At 73.8% G+C, this 17649-nt stretch carries 12 protein-coding genes and 2 pseudogenes; 3 read left to right on the plus strand and 11 right to left on the minus strand.

Annotated elements, in window-relative coordinates; all coding sequences use genetic code 11:
• Positions 1-22: 22 nt before the first annotated feature.
• The 9 genes from AC02VZ_RS20850 to AC02VZ_RS20890 all read right to left on the minus strand — a co-directional run bounded on the left by AC02VZ_RS20850 (position 23) and on the right by AC02VZ_RS20890 (position 11364).
• On the minus strand, positions 23-1060 hold the full coding sequence (locus AC02VZ_RS20850) for a pseudouridine synthase (protein WP_432056716.1): 1038 nt from the start codon (positions 1058-1060) through the stop codon (positions 23-25).
• The gene (gene scpB / locus AC02VZ_RS20855) at positions 1060-1734 is read right to left on the minus strand and encodes an SMC-Scp complex subunit ScpB (protein WP_476476087.1); all 675 of its coding nucleotides are present in this window, start codon (positions 1732-1734) and stop codon (positions 1060-1062) included. The genes AC02VZ_RS20850 and scpB overlap by 1 nt, the downstream gene beginning before the upstream one ends.
• Positions 1731-3047: a segregation and condensation protein A gene (locus AC02VZ_RS20860; RefSeq protein WP_476476088.1), complete on the minus strand. Its 1317-nt coding sequence runs from the start codon at positions 3045-3047 to the stop codon at positions 1731-1733. Before AC02VZ_RS20860 ends, scpB begins: the two co-directional genes overlap by 4 nt.
• An 18-nt stretch (positions 3048-3065) precedes the next feature.
• A complete protein-coding gene (locus AC02VZ_RS20865) occupies positions 3066-3632 on the minus strand; it encodes a hypothetical protein (RefSeq protein WP_432056719.1) in 567 nt (188 codons plus the stop codon).
• The gene (locus tag AC02VZ_RS20870) at positions 3617-4744 is read right to left on the minus strand and encodes a ParA family protein (protein ID WP_362092659.1); all 1128 of its coding nucleotides are present in this window, start codon (positions 4742-4744) and stop codon (positions 3617-3619) included. Before AC02VZ_RS20870 ends, AC02VZ_RS20865 begins: the two co-directional genes overlap by 16 nt.
• 436 nt (positions 4745-5180) lie before the next feature.
• Entirely contained in the window at positions 5181-6305 is a 1125-nt protein-coding gene (gene ald / locus AC02VZ_RS20875; RefSeq protein WP_432056720.1) for an alanine dehydrogenase, read from the minus strand.
• Between the two features lie 171 nt (positions 6306-6476).
• Positions 6477-8504: a tetratricopeptide repeat protein gene (locus tag AC02VZ_RS20880; RefSeq protein ID WP_476476089.1), complete on the minus strand. Its 2028-nt coding sequence runs from the start codon at positions 8502-8504 to the stop codon at positions 6477-6479.
• A gap of 456 nt (positions 8505-8960) precedes the next feature.
• Positions 8961-9587 carry an NUDIX domain-containing protein gene (locus AC02VZ_RS20885; RefSeq protein ID WP_476476090.1) on the minus strand — a complete coding sequence of 209 codons (627 nt, stop codon included), beginning with the start codon at positions 9585-9587 and terminating at the stop codon, positions 8961-8963.
• 109 nt (positions 9588-9696) lie between these two features.
• Positions 9697-11364: a CTP synthase gene (locus AC02VZ_RS20890; protein ID WP_432056723.1), complete on the minus strand. Its 1668-nt coding sequence runs from the start codon at positions 11362-11364 to the stop codon at positions 9697-9699.
• A gap of 465 nt (positions 11365-11829) precedes the next feature.
• On the opposite strand from AC02VZ_RS20890, the gene AC02VZ_RS20895 reads away from it, so the two are divergent.
• Both AC02VZ_RS20895 and AC02VZ_RS20900 read left to right on the plus strand, forming a co-directional pair.
• Positions 11830-13632 (plus strand): glycoside hydrolase family 15 protein, encoded by a 1803-nt coding sequence (locus AC02VZ_RS20895; protein ID WP_362093539.1) that lies wholly within the window; start codon positions 11830-11832, stop codon positions 13630-13632.
• A gap of 98 nt (positions 13633-13730) precedes the next feature.
• The gene (locus tag AC02VZ_RS20900; protein ID WP_432058725.1) at positions 13731-15383 is read left to right on the plus strand and encodes a PucR family transcriptional regulator; all 1653 of its coding nucleotides are present in this window, start codon (positions 13731-13733) and stop codon (positions 15381-15383) included.
• A gap of 135 nt (positions 15384-15518) precedes the next feature.
• Here AC02VZ_RS20900 and AC02VZ_RS20905 read toward each other — a convergent pair whose 3' ends face one another.
• Both AC02VZ_RS20905 and AC02VZ_RS20910 read right to left on the minus strand, forming a co-directional pair.
• The gene (locus AC02VZ_RS20905; RefSeq protein WP_476476091.1) at positions 15519-16655 is read right to left on the minus strand and encodes a glycosyltransferase family 4 protein; all 1137 of its coding nucleotides are present in this window, start codon (positions 16653-16655) and stop codon (positions 15519-15521) included.
• Positions 16656-16823: 168 nt separating this feature from the next.
• A pseudogene (locus tag AC02VZ_RS20910) lies at positions 16824-17543 on the minus strand (hypothetical protein); the annotation flags it as partial.
• Between AC02VZ_RS20910 and AC02VZ_RS20915 the strand changes: the two are divergent.
• Positions 17533-17649 (plus strand): annotated as a pseudogene (locus AC02VZ_RS20915) (hypothetical protein); the annotation flags it as partial. The pseudogenes AC02VZ_RS20910 and AC02VZ_RS20915 sit on opposite strands and share 11 nt — an antisense overlap.

The following is a 17649-nucleotide window of genomic DNA, read 5'->3' on the forward strand; positions in this document are numbered from 1 at the left end:
GGCCGGCCCTGCCGGGGCCGGTCTAGAGGTCGACCTCCTGCATGAGCATCCCGACCTCGGTGTTGGACAGCCGCCGCAGCCAGCCCGACTTCTGGTCGCCCAGGGTGATCGGCCCGAACTCGGTGCGCACCAGCTTGTCGACCGGGAACCCGGCCTCGGCGAGCATGCGTCGCACGATGTGCTTGCGGCCCTCGTGGAGGGTCACCTCGACCAGGTAGTTCTTGCCGGTCTGCTCGACCACCCGGAAGTGGTCCGCCCGCGCGTACCCGTCCTCCAGCTGGATGCCGTCCTTCAGCCGCTTGCCGAGGTCGCGCGGGATCGGGCCGACGATGTGCGCGAGGTAGGTCTTCTTCACGCCGTACCGGGGGTGCGTCAGCCGGTGCGCCAGCTCCCCGTGGTTGGTCAGCAGGATGACGCCCTCGGTCTCGGTGTCCAGCCGTCCGACGTGGAAGAGGCGCGTCTCGCGGTTGGTGACGTAGTCCCCGAGGCACTGCCGGCCCTCGGGGTCCTCCATCGTGGAGACCACCCCGGCGGGCTTGTTCAGCGAGAAGAACTGGTAGGACTGCGTGGCGACGGTCAGGCCGTCGACCTTGACCTCGTCCTTCTCCGGGTCGACACGGCGGCCCTGCTCCAGCACGATCTCGCCGTTGACCTCGACCCTGGCCTGGTCGATCAGTTCCTCGCAGGCCCGCCGCGAGCCGTAGCCCGCGCGCGCCAGCACCTTCTGCAGGCGTTCGCCCTCCTGCTCCGCGCCGGGGAACGTCTTCGGCAGCTTCACCTGCTTCTTCCCGGCGTACCGCTCCCGGTTGCGCTCCTCGATCCGCGTCTCGTACTCCCGGGAGCGGGCGGGGGCGGTCCGGCCGCGCCCCTTCTGCCCGGAGGCGGCGCCGCCGCGCCCCGCCTTGGGGCCCTCCTTGGTGGCGCCGGGTCCCACGTCGTAGCGGCGTTCCTCCGGGCGGGGCTTGCGGGGGCGGCCCTGCCCCTGCTTCTGGTCCCTGTTGTTGCCGGCACCGCGGTGGTTACCGCGTCCGCCGCTGTGTCCGCTGCCGCTGCTTCGCATCACATGTCCGTCGTCGTCGTGTTCGTCGGGGGACCGTCGTCCGCATCCGGGGCGTCCGGATCGAACGACGGCACGCCTTCCTGGGTCTCGGCCTCGATCGCTTCCGCCTCCGGCAGGAAGGGCGCGAGCTCCGGGAGCTCGTCCAGACCGCGCAGGCCCATCCGCTCCAGGAAGTAGTTCGTCGTCGTGTACAGGATCGCACCTGTTTCGGGTTCCGTGCCCGCCTCCTCGACCAGACCGCGCTGCAGCAGGGTGCGCATCACACCGTCGCAGTTGACGCCCCGGACGGCGGAGACGCGGCTGCGGCTGACCGGCTGGCGGTAGGCGACCACCGCGAGGGTCTCCAGCGCGGCCTGGGTGAGGCGGGCGTGCTGCCCGTCCAGGACGAAGCCCTCGACCGCGGCGGCGTACTCCGGGCGGCTGTAGAACCGCCAGCCGCCCGCGACCGGGCGCAGCTCGAAACCGCGCCGCTGGGCGGTGTACTCGTCGGCCAGCTCGGCGAGCGCGTCCGCGATCCGGCGCTTCGGGCGCTGCAGTATCTTCGCCAGGTGCTCGACGGTCGCGGGCTCGTCGACGACCATGAGGACGGCCTCCAGGGCCGGCTTGAGGTCGAGGTCCGCGACGGCCGGGGGGTCCGCCGGGCCGCCGGACGGCCCGGTGGTGTCCTCGCTCACGCCTTCTCCTCCTCCTTCGTCCCCGCCACGGGCTGCTCCGGCGGCCGGTCGAACTCGTCGGTGACGGCCGGGACGGCGTCCGCGTCCCCTCCGGTCCAGCGCACGGTCAGCTCTCCCAGCGCGCTCTCCTGGTCGAGGGCCACGACCTTCTCCCGGTACAGCTCCAGCAGGGCCAGGAACCGGGCCACCACGGTGAGGGTGTCCTCGGTGTCCTCGACGAGCGTGCGGAAGCCGGCCTCCCCGAGTTCCCTGAGCCGCGCCACCACGATGACGGCCTGCTCCTGCACGCTGACCAGCGGGGCGTGGATGTGGTCGACGTACACCTGGGGCCGCGGCTTGGGCTGCATCGCCTTCACCGCCAGCTTCGCGAAGCCCTCCGCCCCGATGCTGATGACCACGTCCGGCAGCAGCTCGGCGTGGTGCGGCTCCAGTCCGACGGTACGGGGGTACCGCCGGGCCTCGTCGTCGAGGCGCCCGCTGAAGATCTCGGCGATGCGCTTGTAGGCGCGGTACTGCAGCAGCCGGGCGAACAGCAGGTCCCGGGCCTCCAGCAGGGCGAGATCCGCCTCGTCCTCCACCTCGGCGGCGGGGAGCAGCCGGGCGGCCTTGAGGTCGAGCAGGGTGGCCGCCACGACGAGGAACTCCGTGGTCTCGTCCAGGTCCCAGTCCGGGCCGAGCGCGCGGATGTACGCCATGAACTCGTCGGTCACCCGGGACAGCGCGACCTCGGTGACGTCCAGCTTGTGCTTGGCGATCAGCTGCAGCAGCAGGTCGAACGGCCCCTCGAAGTTGGCGAGCCGGACGGTGAACCGCCCGTCCCCGGCCTCCTCCCCCTCGCCGGTGCCCGCCCGGGTGCCCGCGTCCGCCCCGGGTCCGCCGTCCTCGCCGGGAGGGTCTTCGCCGGGAGCCTCTCCGCCGGGCGCCGGCATGGTCCCGCCCTCTCCGTGCCCGGCCCCTGCGGGCTGCACGGCGGCGGCCTCGCGGCCCGGCCCGGCGGGCGCATCGGCGGGACGCTCGGGCGCCGTCCGGGTGGCCTCGGGTGCGGGTGCGGCGGGTGCGCGCCCGTCCGTCGCGGGTTGCGCCCCGGGCGCGGGCCCGACGGGCTCCGGCGCTGCCGGACCGGGGTCCGGGTGCGCGCCGGCGTGCGCGGGGGCCGGGGCGGGCCACCCGTCCTCCGGGCGGGGCGGCGGACCGTCCCCCCGCGTAGGCGGCGCGTCGGCGGGGCCGGGCGCCGCTTCCGGGCCCCGCCCCAGTGCGCGGCGGCGCCGGGGCCGGTCGCGGGGGGCGGGGGCGGGAGGGTCGTTCGAGGTCATGGCCTCCGCAGGCTACCGCTAGCGTCCCCGCAGGCGTCGTACGAGGATGCTGGCGTCCCCGCGGGTCTCCAGGTCGGCGAGGACCACGGCGACCGCCTCGCGGACGATGCGGCCCCGGTCGACGGCCAGGCCGTGCTCGCCCCGCAGCACCAGGCGGGCGTGCTCCAGGTCCATGAGTTCCTCGGCCGACACGTAGACCGTGATCTTCTCGTCGTGGCGCTCCCGGCCGCTGGGGCGGCGGGCCGCGGTCCTGCCCCGCTTGCGCGGCGGCGCGGCGGCGGTGGCGTCCTGGGCCGGCGCCCGGCGGGTGCCCGCGGGGCCGGTGGCCGTGCGGCTGCGGGACTCCCCCGCCTCGGCCGGCTGCGCGCCGGCCGCCGTGTGTTCGGCTCCCTCGCCGTCCCCGCCCTGGGCGGGCACGGACGGGGGTGCGTCCTCGGCGGACGCGGCCGCGTCGCCCTCCCCCGCCGGAGCGGGGACCCGGGCGTCACCGCCGGCCGGGCGCCTGGGCGTGGACGCCTGGAGCGCTGTCCCCCCTGTCGTACGGAAGAGTTCGTCGGCCCCGGGCAGACTCACTCGGCGTGACACCGGGCGAGCACCTCCCTGGCGAGCTGGCGGTAGGCGGCGGCACCCACGGAGTTGGACGCGTACGTGGTGATCGGCTCGCCGGCGACCGTGGTCTCCGGGAAGCGGACCGTGCGCCCGATGACCGTGTGGTAGACGTGGTCGTCGAACGCCTCGACCACCCGCGCGAGCACCTCGCGGCTGTGCACGGTGCGCGAGTCGTACATGGTGGCGAGGATGCCGTCGAGCTCCAGGTCCGGGTTGAGCCGCTCCTGGACCTTCTCGATGGTCTCGGTCAGCAGCGCCACACCGCGCAGCGCGAAGAACTCGCACTCCAGCGGCACGATCACCTTGTGCGCGGCGGTCAGCGCGTTGACCGTGAGCAGGCCGAGGGAGGGCTGGCAGTCGATGACGATGTAGTCGTAGTCGTCCAGCAGCGGCTTCAGGGCCCGCTGCAGCGTGGACTCGCGCGCGACCTCGCTCACCAGCTGCACCTCGGCGGCCGAGAGGTCGATGTTGCTGGGCAGCAGGTCCATGTTGGGGACCGCGGTCTTCAGCAGCACCTCGTCGGCCGCCATGCCCCGCTCCATGAGCAGGTTGTAGACGGTGAGGTCGAGCTCCATCGGGTTGACGCCGAGGCCGACGGACAGCGCGCCCTGCGGGTCGAAGTCGACGAGCAGCACCCGGCGTCCGTACTCGGCGAGCGCGGCACCCAGGTTGATGGTCGACGTGGTCTTGCCGACGCCGCCCTTCTGGTTGCACATCGCGATGATCTTCGCGGGACCGTGGTCGGTCAGCGGGCCCGGGATCGGGAAGTAGGGCAGCGGGCGGCCGGTCGGCCCGATGCGTTCGCGGCGCTGGCGCGCCGCGTCGGGCGCGAGGGTGGCCGCGTACTCGGGATCGGGCTCGTACTCGGCGTCCGGATCGTAGAAGTGCCCCTCGGGCAGTTCGTCGTAGTCGGCGAACTGGTTGTGGGACGCGCCACTTCCGTCGCCGGCCATGGCGTTCACGTGATGGCCATCCATGCTCTGGTGTGCAGTGAGAGTCGTCTGCTGACTCTGGTGGGCTGCGAAGGTGCGCACAGCGACGGAGCCGACAGCAGCGAACCCCGCGGGACCCCGGCCCCCTGCGGGCATTCCTGGTTGACCACCCCCGGGAGTAAATGTCGACTCATTCACAAGTCGTCTTACCTCCTTGGTGACCAGGAAACTTCTAGACAGGTCAGCGTGGCACCATGCCGACGGTTGGCGACTCTATGGCGTGTCGGGCGTCCACAGCAACACAATCCGCCGGACCCGGCCCGATGTGTCGGCAATGAAACATCCCTCTGTCAAGGGCGTACAGCCGTCGCACGGCAGGTTTCACCGGTGTGCGAATCGGTTGAAGCGTTACGTTCGAGGCGAGTTGTCCGGGTCCCGCGACGTGACCATACCCACATCCGGCCGCACCTGGTGGGACAAGGTGCGGCCGGATGCACGGTGTTGACGTCGCGTCGACGTCCCGAATTGATCTGTCTCCTTTGACAGCAGGTGACTTGGTCGACTTGGCGTCCCGGCGGAACCGGGCCGCGGGTCAGACCAGCAGCGAGGCGAGCTCCACGTGGTCCATGCCGTGCGCCTCGGCGACCTCGCGGTAGACCACCTCGCCGTCATGGGTGTTGAGGCCGCGGGCGAGAGCGGGGTCCCGGCGCAGGGCCTCCCTCCAGCCGTGGTCGGCGAGTTCGACGACGTACGGCAGCGTCGCGTTGGTGAGCGCGTAGGTCGACGTGTTGGGCACCGCGCCGGGCATGTTGGCGACGCAGTAGAAGACCGAGTCGTGGACCCGGAAGGTCGGTTCGGCGTGGGTCGTCGGACGGGAGTCCTCGAAGCAGCCGCCCTGGTCGATCGCGATGTCGACAAGGACACTTCCGGGCTTCATGCGCGAGACCAACTCGTGGGAGACCAGGGTGGGAGCCTTGGCGCCGGGGATGAGGACCGCGCCGATCACGAGGTCGGCCTCCAGGCATGCCTTCTCCAGCTCGTAGGCGTTGGAGACGACGGTCTGGACCCTGGTGCCGAAAACCTTGTCGGCCTCCTTGAGCTTGTTGATGTCCTTGTCCAGCAGGGTGACCCGGAAGCCCAGGCCGATGGCGATCTGGGCCGCGTTCCAGCCGGAGACGCCGCCGCCGATGACCACCGCCCGGCCGGCCGGCACGCCGGGGACGCCGCCGGGCAGCACACCCCGGCCGCCGTTGGCCCGCATCAGGTGGTAGGCGCCCACCTGGGCGGACAGCCGGCCCGCCACCTCGGACATGGGCGCCAGCAGCGGCAGGGCACGGTTCGCCAGCTCGACCGTCTCGTAGGCGATGGCGGTGGTACCCGACTCCAGCAGGGCGTCCGTGCACTCCTTGGACGCCGCCAGGTGCAGGTAGGTGAAGAGGGTCTGGCCGCGGCGCATCCGGTGGTACTCCTCCGCGACCGGCTCCTTGACCTTCAGCAGCAGGTCGGCGGTGGCCCACACCTCGTCGGCCGTGCCGAGCAGCAGCCCGCCGGCGGCGGCGTACTCCTCGTCCGGGATCGAGGAACCGGCACCGGCGCCGCGTTCGACGACGACCTGGTGGCCGTGGCGCACCAGTTCGTGCACGCCTGCGGGGGTGATGGCCACCCGGAACTCGTTGTTCTTGACCTCGCGGGGTATGCCGACCTTCACGTCGATCACGGTCCTCGGTTCAGAAGGGAAGGGGGAATGGGCGTCACTGATGCACATACCCGGGCACTGAGGGCACACCGGGAGGACCGCGGAGAAGGTGCGGCCACGCCAGTTTAATGAAGGTTTTCTCGCTGTCCAGCCTTCTTTTGCATCAAACTTTGACGCAACTGCTGCGCTTTCTTAGGTTCCGGCCGGGTGTTCCGGGGTCGCGTCCTCCGGCGGAGCCTCTTCTCCCAGCATCCGCTCCGCCGCGCCCCGGTGCACGGCGGCGGACGCGGGGTCGCCGAGACGTTCGAGCGTGTCGGCGAGCCGGAGGTGCAGCGCGGCCTGGAGCCGGGTGTCCTGGGCCCGCCGGGCCCACTCGACGGCCTCCCGGCAGGTGCGCAGCGAGTCCTCCGGGCGCCCCGCGTACTCCTGCACCCGGGCCAGTTCGCTCAAGGACCGCGCCTGGGCCGCCGGGTCGCCGTTCTTGCGGTGTCCGGCGACCGCCGCCCGCCAGTTCCGCTGGGCCTCGCCGTAGCGTCCCGCGTAGGTGTGGGCGGCGCCGATCCGGCCGTACAGGCGGGCGGCCTCGGCGCGCTCGTCGCGCGCGAGCCGCTCGGTCAGGGCGCGGCCGAACCAGTCGCAGGCCCGGTCGTAGTCGCCCAGTTCCAGGTGGGCACCGCCCACGGACTCCATCGCCCGGCAGACCGCGTACGGGTCGTGGGCCGCGCGGCCGGCGTCCAGGGCCGCCCGGTAGCGCGCCAGGGCGTCGGCCGTGCGGCCGGTGCGGGCGTCCAGATCGCCCAGGTTCAGCAGGGCCGCCGCCTTCTCACGGGGCAGGTGACGGCGTTCCGCCACGTCCAGGACCAGGCCGTGGATGCCGTAGAGGTCGCTCGCGGCGGCGTGGGTGCCGAAGTGCGCCACCATGGCGCGCACCAGCTGGGACATCAGCCGCCGGGCCAGGGTGTCCAGCTCCCCGTCGGCGACCGCCAGCCGGGCCGAGGCCAGCAGCGCGGGCCGGCTCAGCCGCAGCCAGTCGGCGGCGGCCCGGGGGTGGGGGAAGCGCAGCGAGCGCGGCATGCCGAGCAGTTTCTCGCGGGCCAGGGCGCTGTCGGTCTCGGTGATGGCCCGGCACGACTGGAGCAGCCGCACGGTGCGCTCCAGCATGCGGGCGCGGGCGAGTTGGAGCTCGGCGGGCCGCTCGTGGACCTCGGCGAGCCCGCGCAGCAGCGGGTGCAGACAGCCCGGCACCTCGTACTGGGGCAGCGGCGAGCCCGCCCGGTGCAGCAGGCCGAGCGAGGCGAAGTCGTCCAGGGTGGTGCGGGCGCTGCTCACCGAGCAGCCGGCGAGCGCGGAGGCGATGTGCGGGTCGGCCAGGCCGGCCGGGGCGAGGCTCAGCAGCCGCAGGGTCCGGGCGGCGGGCGCGGGCAGCGCCGCGTGCACCAGGTGCACGGCGCGGCCGATCGGGGTGCCCTCGTCGGTCCCGGCGTGCAGCTGCTTGGCGAGGTCGGCGACGGCGGCCTTGGGCCGGGCCGCGAGCCAGCCGCCCGCCACGACCAGGGCGGCGGGCTGGCCCTGGCACTGTTCGGCGAGGCCCTCCGCCGCGCGGGGGTCGACGGTGACCCGCACCGAGCCGGCGGCCCGGGAGAGGAGCTCCACGGCGGACTTGGTGTCGAGTCCGCCGAGGGTGCAGGGGCGCACGTCGCTGATCCCGGTGAGCGGGCCCTCGGAGACGGCCACGACCAGGCAGTCGGGGGTGTCCGGCAGCAGCGCGTCGACCTGCTCGGCGTCGACGGCGTCGTCCAGCAGGAGCACGGCACGGCGGTCGCCGAGGGCGGTGCGCAGGGCTTCGCTCAGCTCGTCCTCGCCCGCCCCGGCGGGGGCCGGCACGTCCAGGGCGTCGAGGAGTTCGCGGGCCGCGCGCTCCACGGGCACGCGGCTGCCGTCGGGCTCGCTCAGCCGGGTGCGCAGCACCCCGTCGGGGTAGCGGTCGGCGATCCGGCGCACCAGTTCCCCGGCGAGCGTGGTCCGGCCGGAGCCCGGGCGGCCGGCGATGAGCAGCACCCGGGCGCGGGGGGCCTTGCGGCCGGAGAGGGTGTCGAGTCCGGCCCGCTCGATGTCGGCGCACAGTTCCTTCAGTTCGCGGACACGGCCGAGGAACCGGTCCGGCACGGCAGCATCCCCGGTGACCCGCACACCGTCCGTGTCCACCGCCTGATCCGTCACGGGCCACACTCCCGTCCCACCGCACGCGCAGGCCCGCCGGGACTCCGGATCGGGCGTTTTCCCGAGCCTAGTTCACGCTCCGCTACGTTCCGTGCGGGGCGCCGCGCGCACATCCCCCGATCGGATCAGCCGATGGTCACACCACGGTCCCGGGTTCCGGCAACTGCCCGCCCGGAGGCCGAACGTCCGGGGTCCTCGTGCTCGGCGCAGGGCTCCCGGACACCGGGCGTCGAGGCGTCCCGGGCGGCGGGAGGCCGACAGGTCCTGCCGACGGGTGCTCGGGCACCAGGGGTTCCGACGAGCACCGGCCGGGCATCGGGCCGTGCGGATGCCGACCGGCCGGGCATCGGGCGTCGACCGCCGACCGGCCGGGCATCGGGCGCCGACCGCCGGGCGGCACGGGACCGGCTCCGCCAGGCGTCAGGCGCCAGGCGGGTAGGCGTCAGGCATCGGGCGTCAGGCGTCGAACGGGCGCGCCGGCCAGGGCGCCTCGGCCGGGCGGAGCGCGTCCAGGCCGTCCCCGGTGCGCGCGGCGACCAGCGACAGCACGCCCACCACCAGGCAGTTGTTGTGCAGCTCGCCCCCGAGCACCCCGCGCACCAGGTCCGCCACCGGCACCCGGGCCAGCTCCATGTCGGCCTCCTCGTGCTCGACCTCGAAGCGGTCGCCGGCGGCCTCCGAGAGCCTCCGGGCGAGGAAGATGCGCACGGCCTCGTCACAGCCGCCGGGCGTGGTGTAGACGTCGGTGAGGACCCGCCAGTCCTCCGCCTTGACGTGCGCCTCCTCGTACAGCTCGCGCTGCGCGGCGTGCAGCGGGTTCTCCCCGGGCACGTCCAGCAGGCCGGCCGGGATCTCCCACAGCTTGTGGCGCACCGGGTGGCGGTACTGGCGCAGCACCAGGACCCGGTCGGCGTCGTCCAGGGCGAGCACGGCCACGGACCCCGGGTGGACCTGGTAGTCACGGCCCACCACGGTGCCGTCGGGCATGACCACGTCGTCGGTGCGCACGGAGGTCTTGTTGCCCGTGAACGGGGTCGCGGTCGCCCGGATCTCCCACTCCTCCGGGGTGTCCTTGATGGTCATGCCTGTCCTTCCCGACGTCCTGCGGTCGCGCGTGCCCGGCGTGAGAAAAGCGGCCGGGGTGCGCCCCCCGTTGAGGGTTCGCACCCCGGCAACCGTACAACCGGGTGTGCTACTTCGAGATCTTCCGCTCGACCGCCGCCTTCACCAGGCCGGCGAAGAGCGGGTGCGGACGGGTCGGGCGGGAGCGCAGCTCGGGGTGCGCCTGCGTCGCGACCAGGTAGGGGTGGACGTCGCGCGGGTACTCCACGTACTCGACCAGCTTGCCGTCCGGGGAGGTGCCGGAGAAGACGATGCCCGCCTTCTTCTCCAGCTCCGCCCGGTAGGCGTTGTTGACCTCGTAGCGGTGCCGGTGGCGCTCCTCGACGTACTCCTTGCCGTCGTACACCTCGCGGACGATCGAGCCCTCGGCCAGCTTGGCCGGGTACATGCCGAGCCGCATGGTGCCGCCCATGTCGCCCTCACCGGCCACGATGTCCATCTGCTCGGCCATCGTGGAGATGACCGGGTGGGCGGTGGCCGGGTCGAACTCGGTGGAGTTGGCGTCGGAGACACCGGCCAGGTTGCGCGCGGCCTCGATCACGATGCACTGCAGTCCCAGGCACAGGCCCAGCAGCGGGATGCGGTTCTCGCGGGCGTAGCGGATGGCGCCGACCTTGCCGAGCACGCCGCGGTCGCCGAAGCCGCCGGGGATGCAGATGGCATCGACGTCCCCGAGCTGCGCCTCGGCGTCCGCCGGGGTCCTGCAGTCGTCGGAGGTGACCCACTTGATCTTCACGCGGGCCCGGTTGGCGAAGCCGCCGGCGCGCAGCGCCTCGGTGACCGACAGGTAGGCGTCGGGCAGGTCGATGTACTTGCCGACCAGGGCGAGGGTGATCTCGTGGTCGGGGTTGTGGACGCGGTCCAGCAGGTCGTCCCAGGTCGTCCAGTCCACGTCGCGGAACGGCAGGTCCAGCTTGCGCACCACGTACGCGTCCAGGCCCTCGCCGTGCACGGTCTTGGGGATGTCGTAGATGGAGCGGGCGTCGGGGCAGGCGACCACGGCCGCCTCGTCCACGTCGCACATCAGGGAGATCTTCCGCTTGATCGCGGTCGGCACCTCGCGGTCGCAGCGCAGCACGATCGCGTCCGGCTGGATACCGATGTTGCGCAGGGCCGCGACCGAGTGCTGGGTGGGCTTCGTCTTCAGCTCACCCGACGGGCCGATGTACGGCAGGAGCGAGATGTGCACCACGAACACGTTGTCCCGGCCGACCTCGTGCCGGACCTGGCGGACGGTCTCCAGGAACGGCAGCGACTCGATGTCGCCGACCGTCCCGCCGACCTCGGTGATCACCACGTCGACCTCGTCCGTCGCCATGCGGCGGATGCGGTGCTTGATCTCGTTGGTGATGTGCGGGATGACCTGCACGGTGTCGCCGAGGTACTCGCCCCGGCGCTCCTTGGCGATGACGGTCGAGTAGACCTGACCGGTGGTGACGTTGGCCGAGCCGTCCAGGTCGCGGTCGAGGAAGCGCTCGTAGTGGCCGATGTCCAGGTCGGTCTCGGCGCCGTCGTTGGTGACGAACACCTCACCGTGCTGGAAGGGGTTCATCGTGCCGGGGTCGACGTTGAGGTACGGGTCGAGCTTCTGCATCACCACGCGCAGGCCACGGGCCTTGAGCAGCATGCCGAGGCTGGAGGCGGTCAGACCCTTGCCGAGCGAGGAGGCGACACCCCCGGTGACGAAGATGTGCTTGGTCGTCGAAGCTGTGCTGTTCCGAAAAGCAGCGGGCGGCATGGCCAAAGGGGGGCTCCCGTGGTCGCGGTCTGGAGGGTGCGGTTCGGGGGATGTCTCGCCCACCGGTCCACGGGCTACCAGCGTAACAGCGCCGGACGGCCCCGGCGTCCGGCCACGCTCCGCGCACGGCCGGGCACCCGCCGCCGACCGGGCACGTTCCCCCCGCCCGCCGCTCACCCGATCGGCCCAACCGCGTTGTCCGGAGCGGCACACAGATCATCTACGTGCGTCGTATCCTGCTCGGACACTCGCTGCCGAGCAGGGCCGGCCGAACGGCACCACCCCCGTCCGTCGTACCGGCACAACTGGAGCTCGTCGGTTCGTTGAGCAACAATGGACGCTTTGCCCTCGTGGCTCAGCAACTGCTTTGCTTCGTGGCTCAACGACGCATTGCACAAACCCCCTTGACCGCACCAAGCGACAGCCCCCTTGCGGGGTGACGTGGCCGTTCGACTGGAGTTGCACGTGGCCGGGCGCATCGAAGACTACGCACTCATCGGAGACATGCAGACCGCCGCGCTGGTCTGCCGGGACGGCACCGTGGACTGGCTGTGCCTGCCGCGCTTCGATTCCCATGCCATCTTCGCCGGTCTGCTGGGCACCGAGGAACACGGTTTCTGGCGGCTCGGCCCCGCACACGCCGACGAGCAGCAGCCGCCCGCCGCCACCCGGCGCCGCTACCGGGGCGACTCGCTGGTGCTGGAGTCGGAGTGGGACACCCCGCGCGGCACGGTGCGGGTGACGGATTTCATGCCGCCGCGCGACGGGGCACCCCAGCTGATCCGGATCGTCGAGGGCGTCTCGGGCCGGGTGCCGATGCGTTCCGCGCTGCGGATGCGGTTCTCCTACGGCCGGGTGGTGCCGTGGGTCCACCGCCACGAGGGCCGCACGGTCGCCGTGGCCGGACCGGACTCCGTCTGGTACGACACGTCCGCCGACACCTACGGCAAGGACCTGACGACGTACTCGGACTTCACGGTCGCGCCGGGCGAGCGGATCGCGTTCACCCTGTCCTGGGAGCCCTCGCACAAGGAGCCCCCGGCGCTCCCGGACCCGGAGCAGTCGCTGGTCGCGACGGAGGACTTCTGGCGCGAGTGGGTGGAGCACTGCACGTACCACGGCCCCTACCGGGAGGCCGTGATCCGCTCCCTGATCACGCTGAAGGCCCTGACCTACGCCCCGACCGGCGGCATCGTCGCCGCGCCCACCACCTCCCTGCCCGAGGACATCGGCGGCGTCCGCAACTGGGACTACCGCTACACCTGGCTGCGGGACGCCGCGATCACCCTGTCGTCGCTGCTGCGCACCGGCTACCGGGAGGAGGCCCGGGCCTGGCGCGAGTGGCTGCTGCGGGCCGTCGCCGGCGACCCGGAGAACCTGCAGATCATGTACGGCATCGCCGGCGAGCGCGAGCTCGGCGAGGCGGAGCTGGACTGGCTGCCCGGCTACGAGAACTCCGCCCCCGTGCGGGTCGGCAACGGCGCCGCCCACCAGCTCCAGCTGGACGTCTACGGCGAGGTCACCGAGGCCCTGCACCTGGCCCACATGACGGGCCTGGCCCGCAACGACTACGCCTCGCTGCTCCAGCTGAAGCTGATCCACTACCTGGAGAAGCACTGGCAGGAGCCCGACGAGGGCATCTGGGAGGTGCGCGGCCCGCGCCGCCACTTCGTGCACTCCAAGGTGATGGCCTGGGTCGCCGTGGACCGCACCATCAAGCTGATCGAGTCCGGTGACGTGGACGGCCCGCTGGAGCGCTGGAAGCAGCTGCGCGACGAGATCCACCGGGACGTGTGCGACAAGGGCTACGACAAGGAGCGCAACACCTTCACCCAGTCCTACGGTTCCCGGGAGCTGGACGCGGCGCTGCTGCTGATCCCGCAGGTGGGCTTCCTGCCGCCGGACGACAAGCGGGTGATCGGCACCATCGAGGCGATCCAGCGCGAGCTGTCCACCCCCGACGGCTTCATCCTGCGCTACCCGACGGAGGGCAAGGACGAGGGCGTCGACGGACTGCCCGGCGACGAGGGCGCCTTCCTCGCCGTCTCGTTCTGGATGGCCGACGACCTGGCGATGATCGGCCGGGTGGACGAGGCGCGCCGGCTGTTCGAGAAGCTGCTGGGCCTGCGCAACGACCTCGGCCTGCTCGCGGAGGAGTGGGACCCGCGGCTGCAGCGCCAGGTCGGCAACTTCCCGCAGGCGTTCAGCCACGTCCCGCTGATCGACACGGCCCTGCGCCTGACGGCGTCCGGCGCGTACGGGGGCTGAGCGGAGAGTCGCGCGGGGCGCCCGGGGCCGTGGTCCCGGGCGCCCCGCGGCACGTCCGGAGGTGCCCCGCGGCCCGGGGCACGGGTAGCGTCCGGGGCATGGACAGCGGCAGGAACGGCGCGGACGAGGAGCGGGAGGCCCGGGGCACCGGGATCACCGTGCGGCGGGCCCTGGAGCTGCCCGGGCTGCGCGGCGGCCTCCCCGAGGTCGTGGCGGGCACCGAGCGGCTCGAGCGCACCGTGCGGTGGGTGCACGCGGGCGAGGTGCCCCACATCGCCTCGCTGCTCAAGGGCGGCGAGCTGCTGCTGACCACCGGCTACGGCATGGGCAACCGCCCGGCCGACCAGCGGGCGTTCGTGCGCACGCTGGCCGAACGGGGCATCGCCGCCCTGGTGGTGGAGCTCGGCACCCGCTTCACCCGGCTGCCGGCCGCCCTGGTGGACACCGCCCGGGCCGCGGAGCTGCCACTGGTCCAACTGCACCGCCAGGTCCCGTTCGTGACGGTCACGGAGGAGATCCACACCGAGATCGTCAACGGCCACTACGCGCTGCTGCGGCGCGCCGACGAGGTACACCGGCGCTGCACCGAGGCGCTGCTGAGCGGGGGCGGGGTGCCGCAGGTGCTGCAGATCCTGGCCGGGTTCACCGGCAACCCGGTCTTCCTGGAGACGACGGACGGCCAGTTGCTGTACGCCGCCGGGGACGGGCCGGAGGGCACCGATCCGCTCCAGGTGTGGGAGGGGCTGCGGGACCGCAACCAGGACGCCCCGCCGGCCGGCTCGGTACTGGTGGACGTGCCCGGCGGCGGCCCGGGCAGCGGCGGGGTGCGGGCGCGCCTGGTGCTGCTGCCGGTGCGCGGCCCGACGGCGCCGGTGCACCGGATGGCCGCGGAGCGCACCGCCGACATCCTCGCCGTGGTGCTGATGCAGGCGCGCCAGGAGGAGGAGCTGGCGGCGCGGGGGCGCGGCGACTTCCTCTCCGACCTCGCCGAAGGCCGGGTGACTCCGCAGGACGCGCCCGCGCAGGCCCGCGTCCTGGGCTTCAAACCGGGCGGCGGTCCCCTGCTGCCGGTGGTGATGCGGCTCGGCGACGCCCTGTCCCCGCACGGCGGCGGCTGGGCGGTGCTGGCCCGGGCGGTCGCCGAGGAACTGGCCTCGCTCGGGGTGCCGGTGCTGCTGGGGGTGCGGCCGGTGGAGGGGCGGGTGCCGCTGCTGCTGGGGCTGCGCGCGGAGGCGGAACGGCCGGCGGTCGCCGACCGGGTGGCGGCGGCGCTGCGGGCCGGTGTGGAACGGGCGGGCCTGCGGCGGGCGGGGGCGCAGCCGCCGGTGGTGGTGGTCGGGCCGGCGGGCGGCTGGGCCGCGGCGGCGGCCGGGCTGCGGCACGCGGCGGAGACCTCGACGGCGGCCCAGGGGCTGCCGGAACGGCCCTGGTACGACGCCCGGCGCCTGGACATCGACCTGCTGCTGTGGCGGCTGCGCGACCACCCGGACCTGGCGGCCTTCGTGAACCGGGCGATCGGCCCGGTGCTGGAGCACGACCGCCGCTCCCGGCCCCCGCTGCTGCCGACGCTGCAGACGTATCTGGCGCACGCGGGACGCAAGGCGGAGACGGCGCGGGAACTGCATCTGAACCGGCAGACCCTCTACAACCGCCTCGCCCGCCTGGGCGAGTTGCTGGGCAGCGACCTCGACGACCCGCACACGGTGCTGGCCCTCAGCCTGGCCCTGCGGGCCCGGCGGCACGTGCCCTGACCGGGGGTGCGGGCGGATCGGCCGCCCGGGCGGGTCGCCCGCGCGGGCGGACCGAGCAGGGACGCGGGTGGAGCGGGGCCGGGGACGACCCCAGGACGGCGACAGCTCCGGGACCGGTCGTGGACACGGACGCGGTCAGATCAACGGCAGGGGGCGGGTCAACTCGTCGTAGACGCTGAGCACCTGGGCGACGGTCTCGTCCTCGGTGGGCCAGCCGGCCGCCTGCCGGGCACCCCGGGCTCGGAGTTCCTCCCGCCGCGCGGGGTCGGCGAGCAGCCGCAGGGCGGCGTCGGCGAGGGCGCGGGCGTTGCCGTAGGGGACGAGTTCGGCAGCGTCCCCGACGAGTTCGGGGGTTCCGCCGACCCGGGTCGCCACCAGCGGCACCCCCGCCTGCAGGGCCTGCTGGGCGAACCGGGAGCGCGCCGCCCAACGGCCGGTCAGCAGGGCGATGTCGGCGGCGGCGAGCAGGTCGGTGACGTCGTCGCGCCGGCCGAGGAGCCGCACCGGCAGGTCCTCGGCCCCGATGCGCCGCTGGAGTTCGGGCCGCAGTGGTCCCTCGCCGGCGATCACCACCAGCGGGGACGGGTCCAGCCGCATCCACGCGTGCGCGGCGTCCAGCAGGGCGCGGTGGCCCCGGTGCCGTTCCAGGGCGTCGGCGGCGACCATCAACGGGCGGCCGGTGGCGCCGAGTTCGGCCCGCACCTTGGGCCGCAGGCGGTCCGGGTCCCCGGCGTCGGTGTCGGCGGGCCGGGCGGGCGGCGGGACCGCCGCGAGGCGGGCGTCGCGGGCGCCGGTACGGCGGGCCAGGTCCACCAGCGCCGACGTGGTCCCCAGGACGACGGTGGCGGCCTTGGCGACCCGGCGCTCCAGCAGCCGCAGGAAGTGGGCGCGCGGCCCCTCGGCGGGTGCCCGGTCGTGCCAGGTGACGACCAACGGGGTGGGCTTGCCGCTGAGGGCGAGCGCGGCACGGAAGGAGGCGTGCAGCCCGTGGGCGTGGACCAGGTCGGCGTGCGCGCAGGCGGCCCGCAGGGCGGCGACCGAGGCCGGGTCGCTGCTGCGGGGGACGTGCAGGTGGGCGGCTCCGGTTCCGGTGAAGTCGTAGGTGTGTTCCGCCTCGATGGGGGCGCACACCGTGACACGCACGCCCCTCGCGACGAGCCCCGTGGTCAGCGAGCGCACGTGCGCGCCGGTGGCGGCGTTGCCCCCGCCCAGCACCTGCACGGTGCGCAGCGGCGACCGGCCGTGCGGTGAGTGGCTGCTCGCGGGGGTCACGTGGCCGGGCTCCTGGTTCGGGTCGGGCGGTCACGACGAACGTACAGAAGGATCACGCGGAGGGGGTGGACCGCGTGTTTCCTTCGCGTACTCCGTCAAGGATGCCAGGGCGTACGGGCGTTCCCGACCCGACGACAGGCGTGGGGCTCGTCAGTACGGAGCCGCCTGTCACCCGTTCGAGTGAGGGAGGGTGCCGTTCCGGACGGAGGCCGGCAGCGGGCGGCGGGCCACCGCGCTCACCCGGTCGCCGCACGCCGCGACGGCCACCAGGGCGGCCGCGTGGGCCGCCAGGCCGGCCCGTCCGGTGCCGGCGACGATCGCCGCACCGAGCGCCGCGCCCAGGGCGTGCGCCCCCGCGTCCCCGAGCATCCCGCGCTCCGCGAGGTCGTCCGGCAGGACGGCCGCGGCGGGCCCGGCCGCGGCGGCGGCGAGGGCGGCCGTCGCGGTGCCCCGGCGGGCCAGTCCCGGCGCGGCCAGGGCGAGCACCGTGGCGGCGGCCCGGCCCGGCCGGACGTCCACCAGGTTCACGGCGTGCGCGGTCCCGGTGATCACGATCCCGGCGAGCAGCCGGTCCATCGGCCGGTCCACCAGCGCCGCGCCCGCGGCGAGCGCAATCGCCGAGATCCCGAACAGCTTGACCGCCCCGCTGGTCACCTCGCCGTCCCGCAACGCGCCCAGGTGGGCCCGGAAGCCGCGCCGCGGGTCCCCGGCCCCGGCGAAGTCGTCGTACGCGCCGCACGCGCCGGCCACCAGCACCGCCGCCCCGGCGGCGGGCCGCACCGCCCCCGCCCCCGCGGCGGCGGCCAGCGCGGCGGCCGGTCCCGCGTAGAGCGGCACGACCCGCCCGGCGTGGTTGCGCCGCTCCCAAACGGCCGGCCCACCGGGCGCCCAGGTGCACGCCCCGTGGGCGCTCGCGCTGGCCGCGCGCCTGTCCGAGCGGTACGGCATGGACGCCCAGGTGATGCACGCCGACGACGGCATCGTGCTGCGGCTG

This window comes from Streptomyces sp. 3-6 (genome assembly GCF_056323165.1).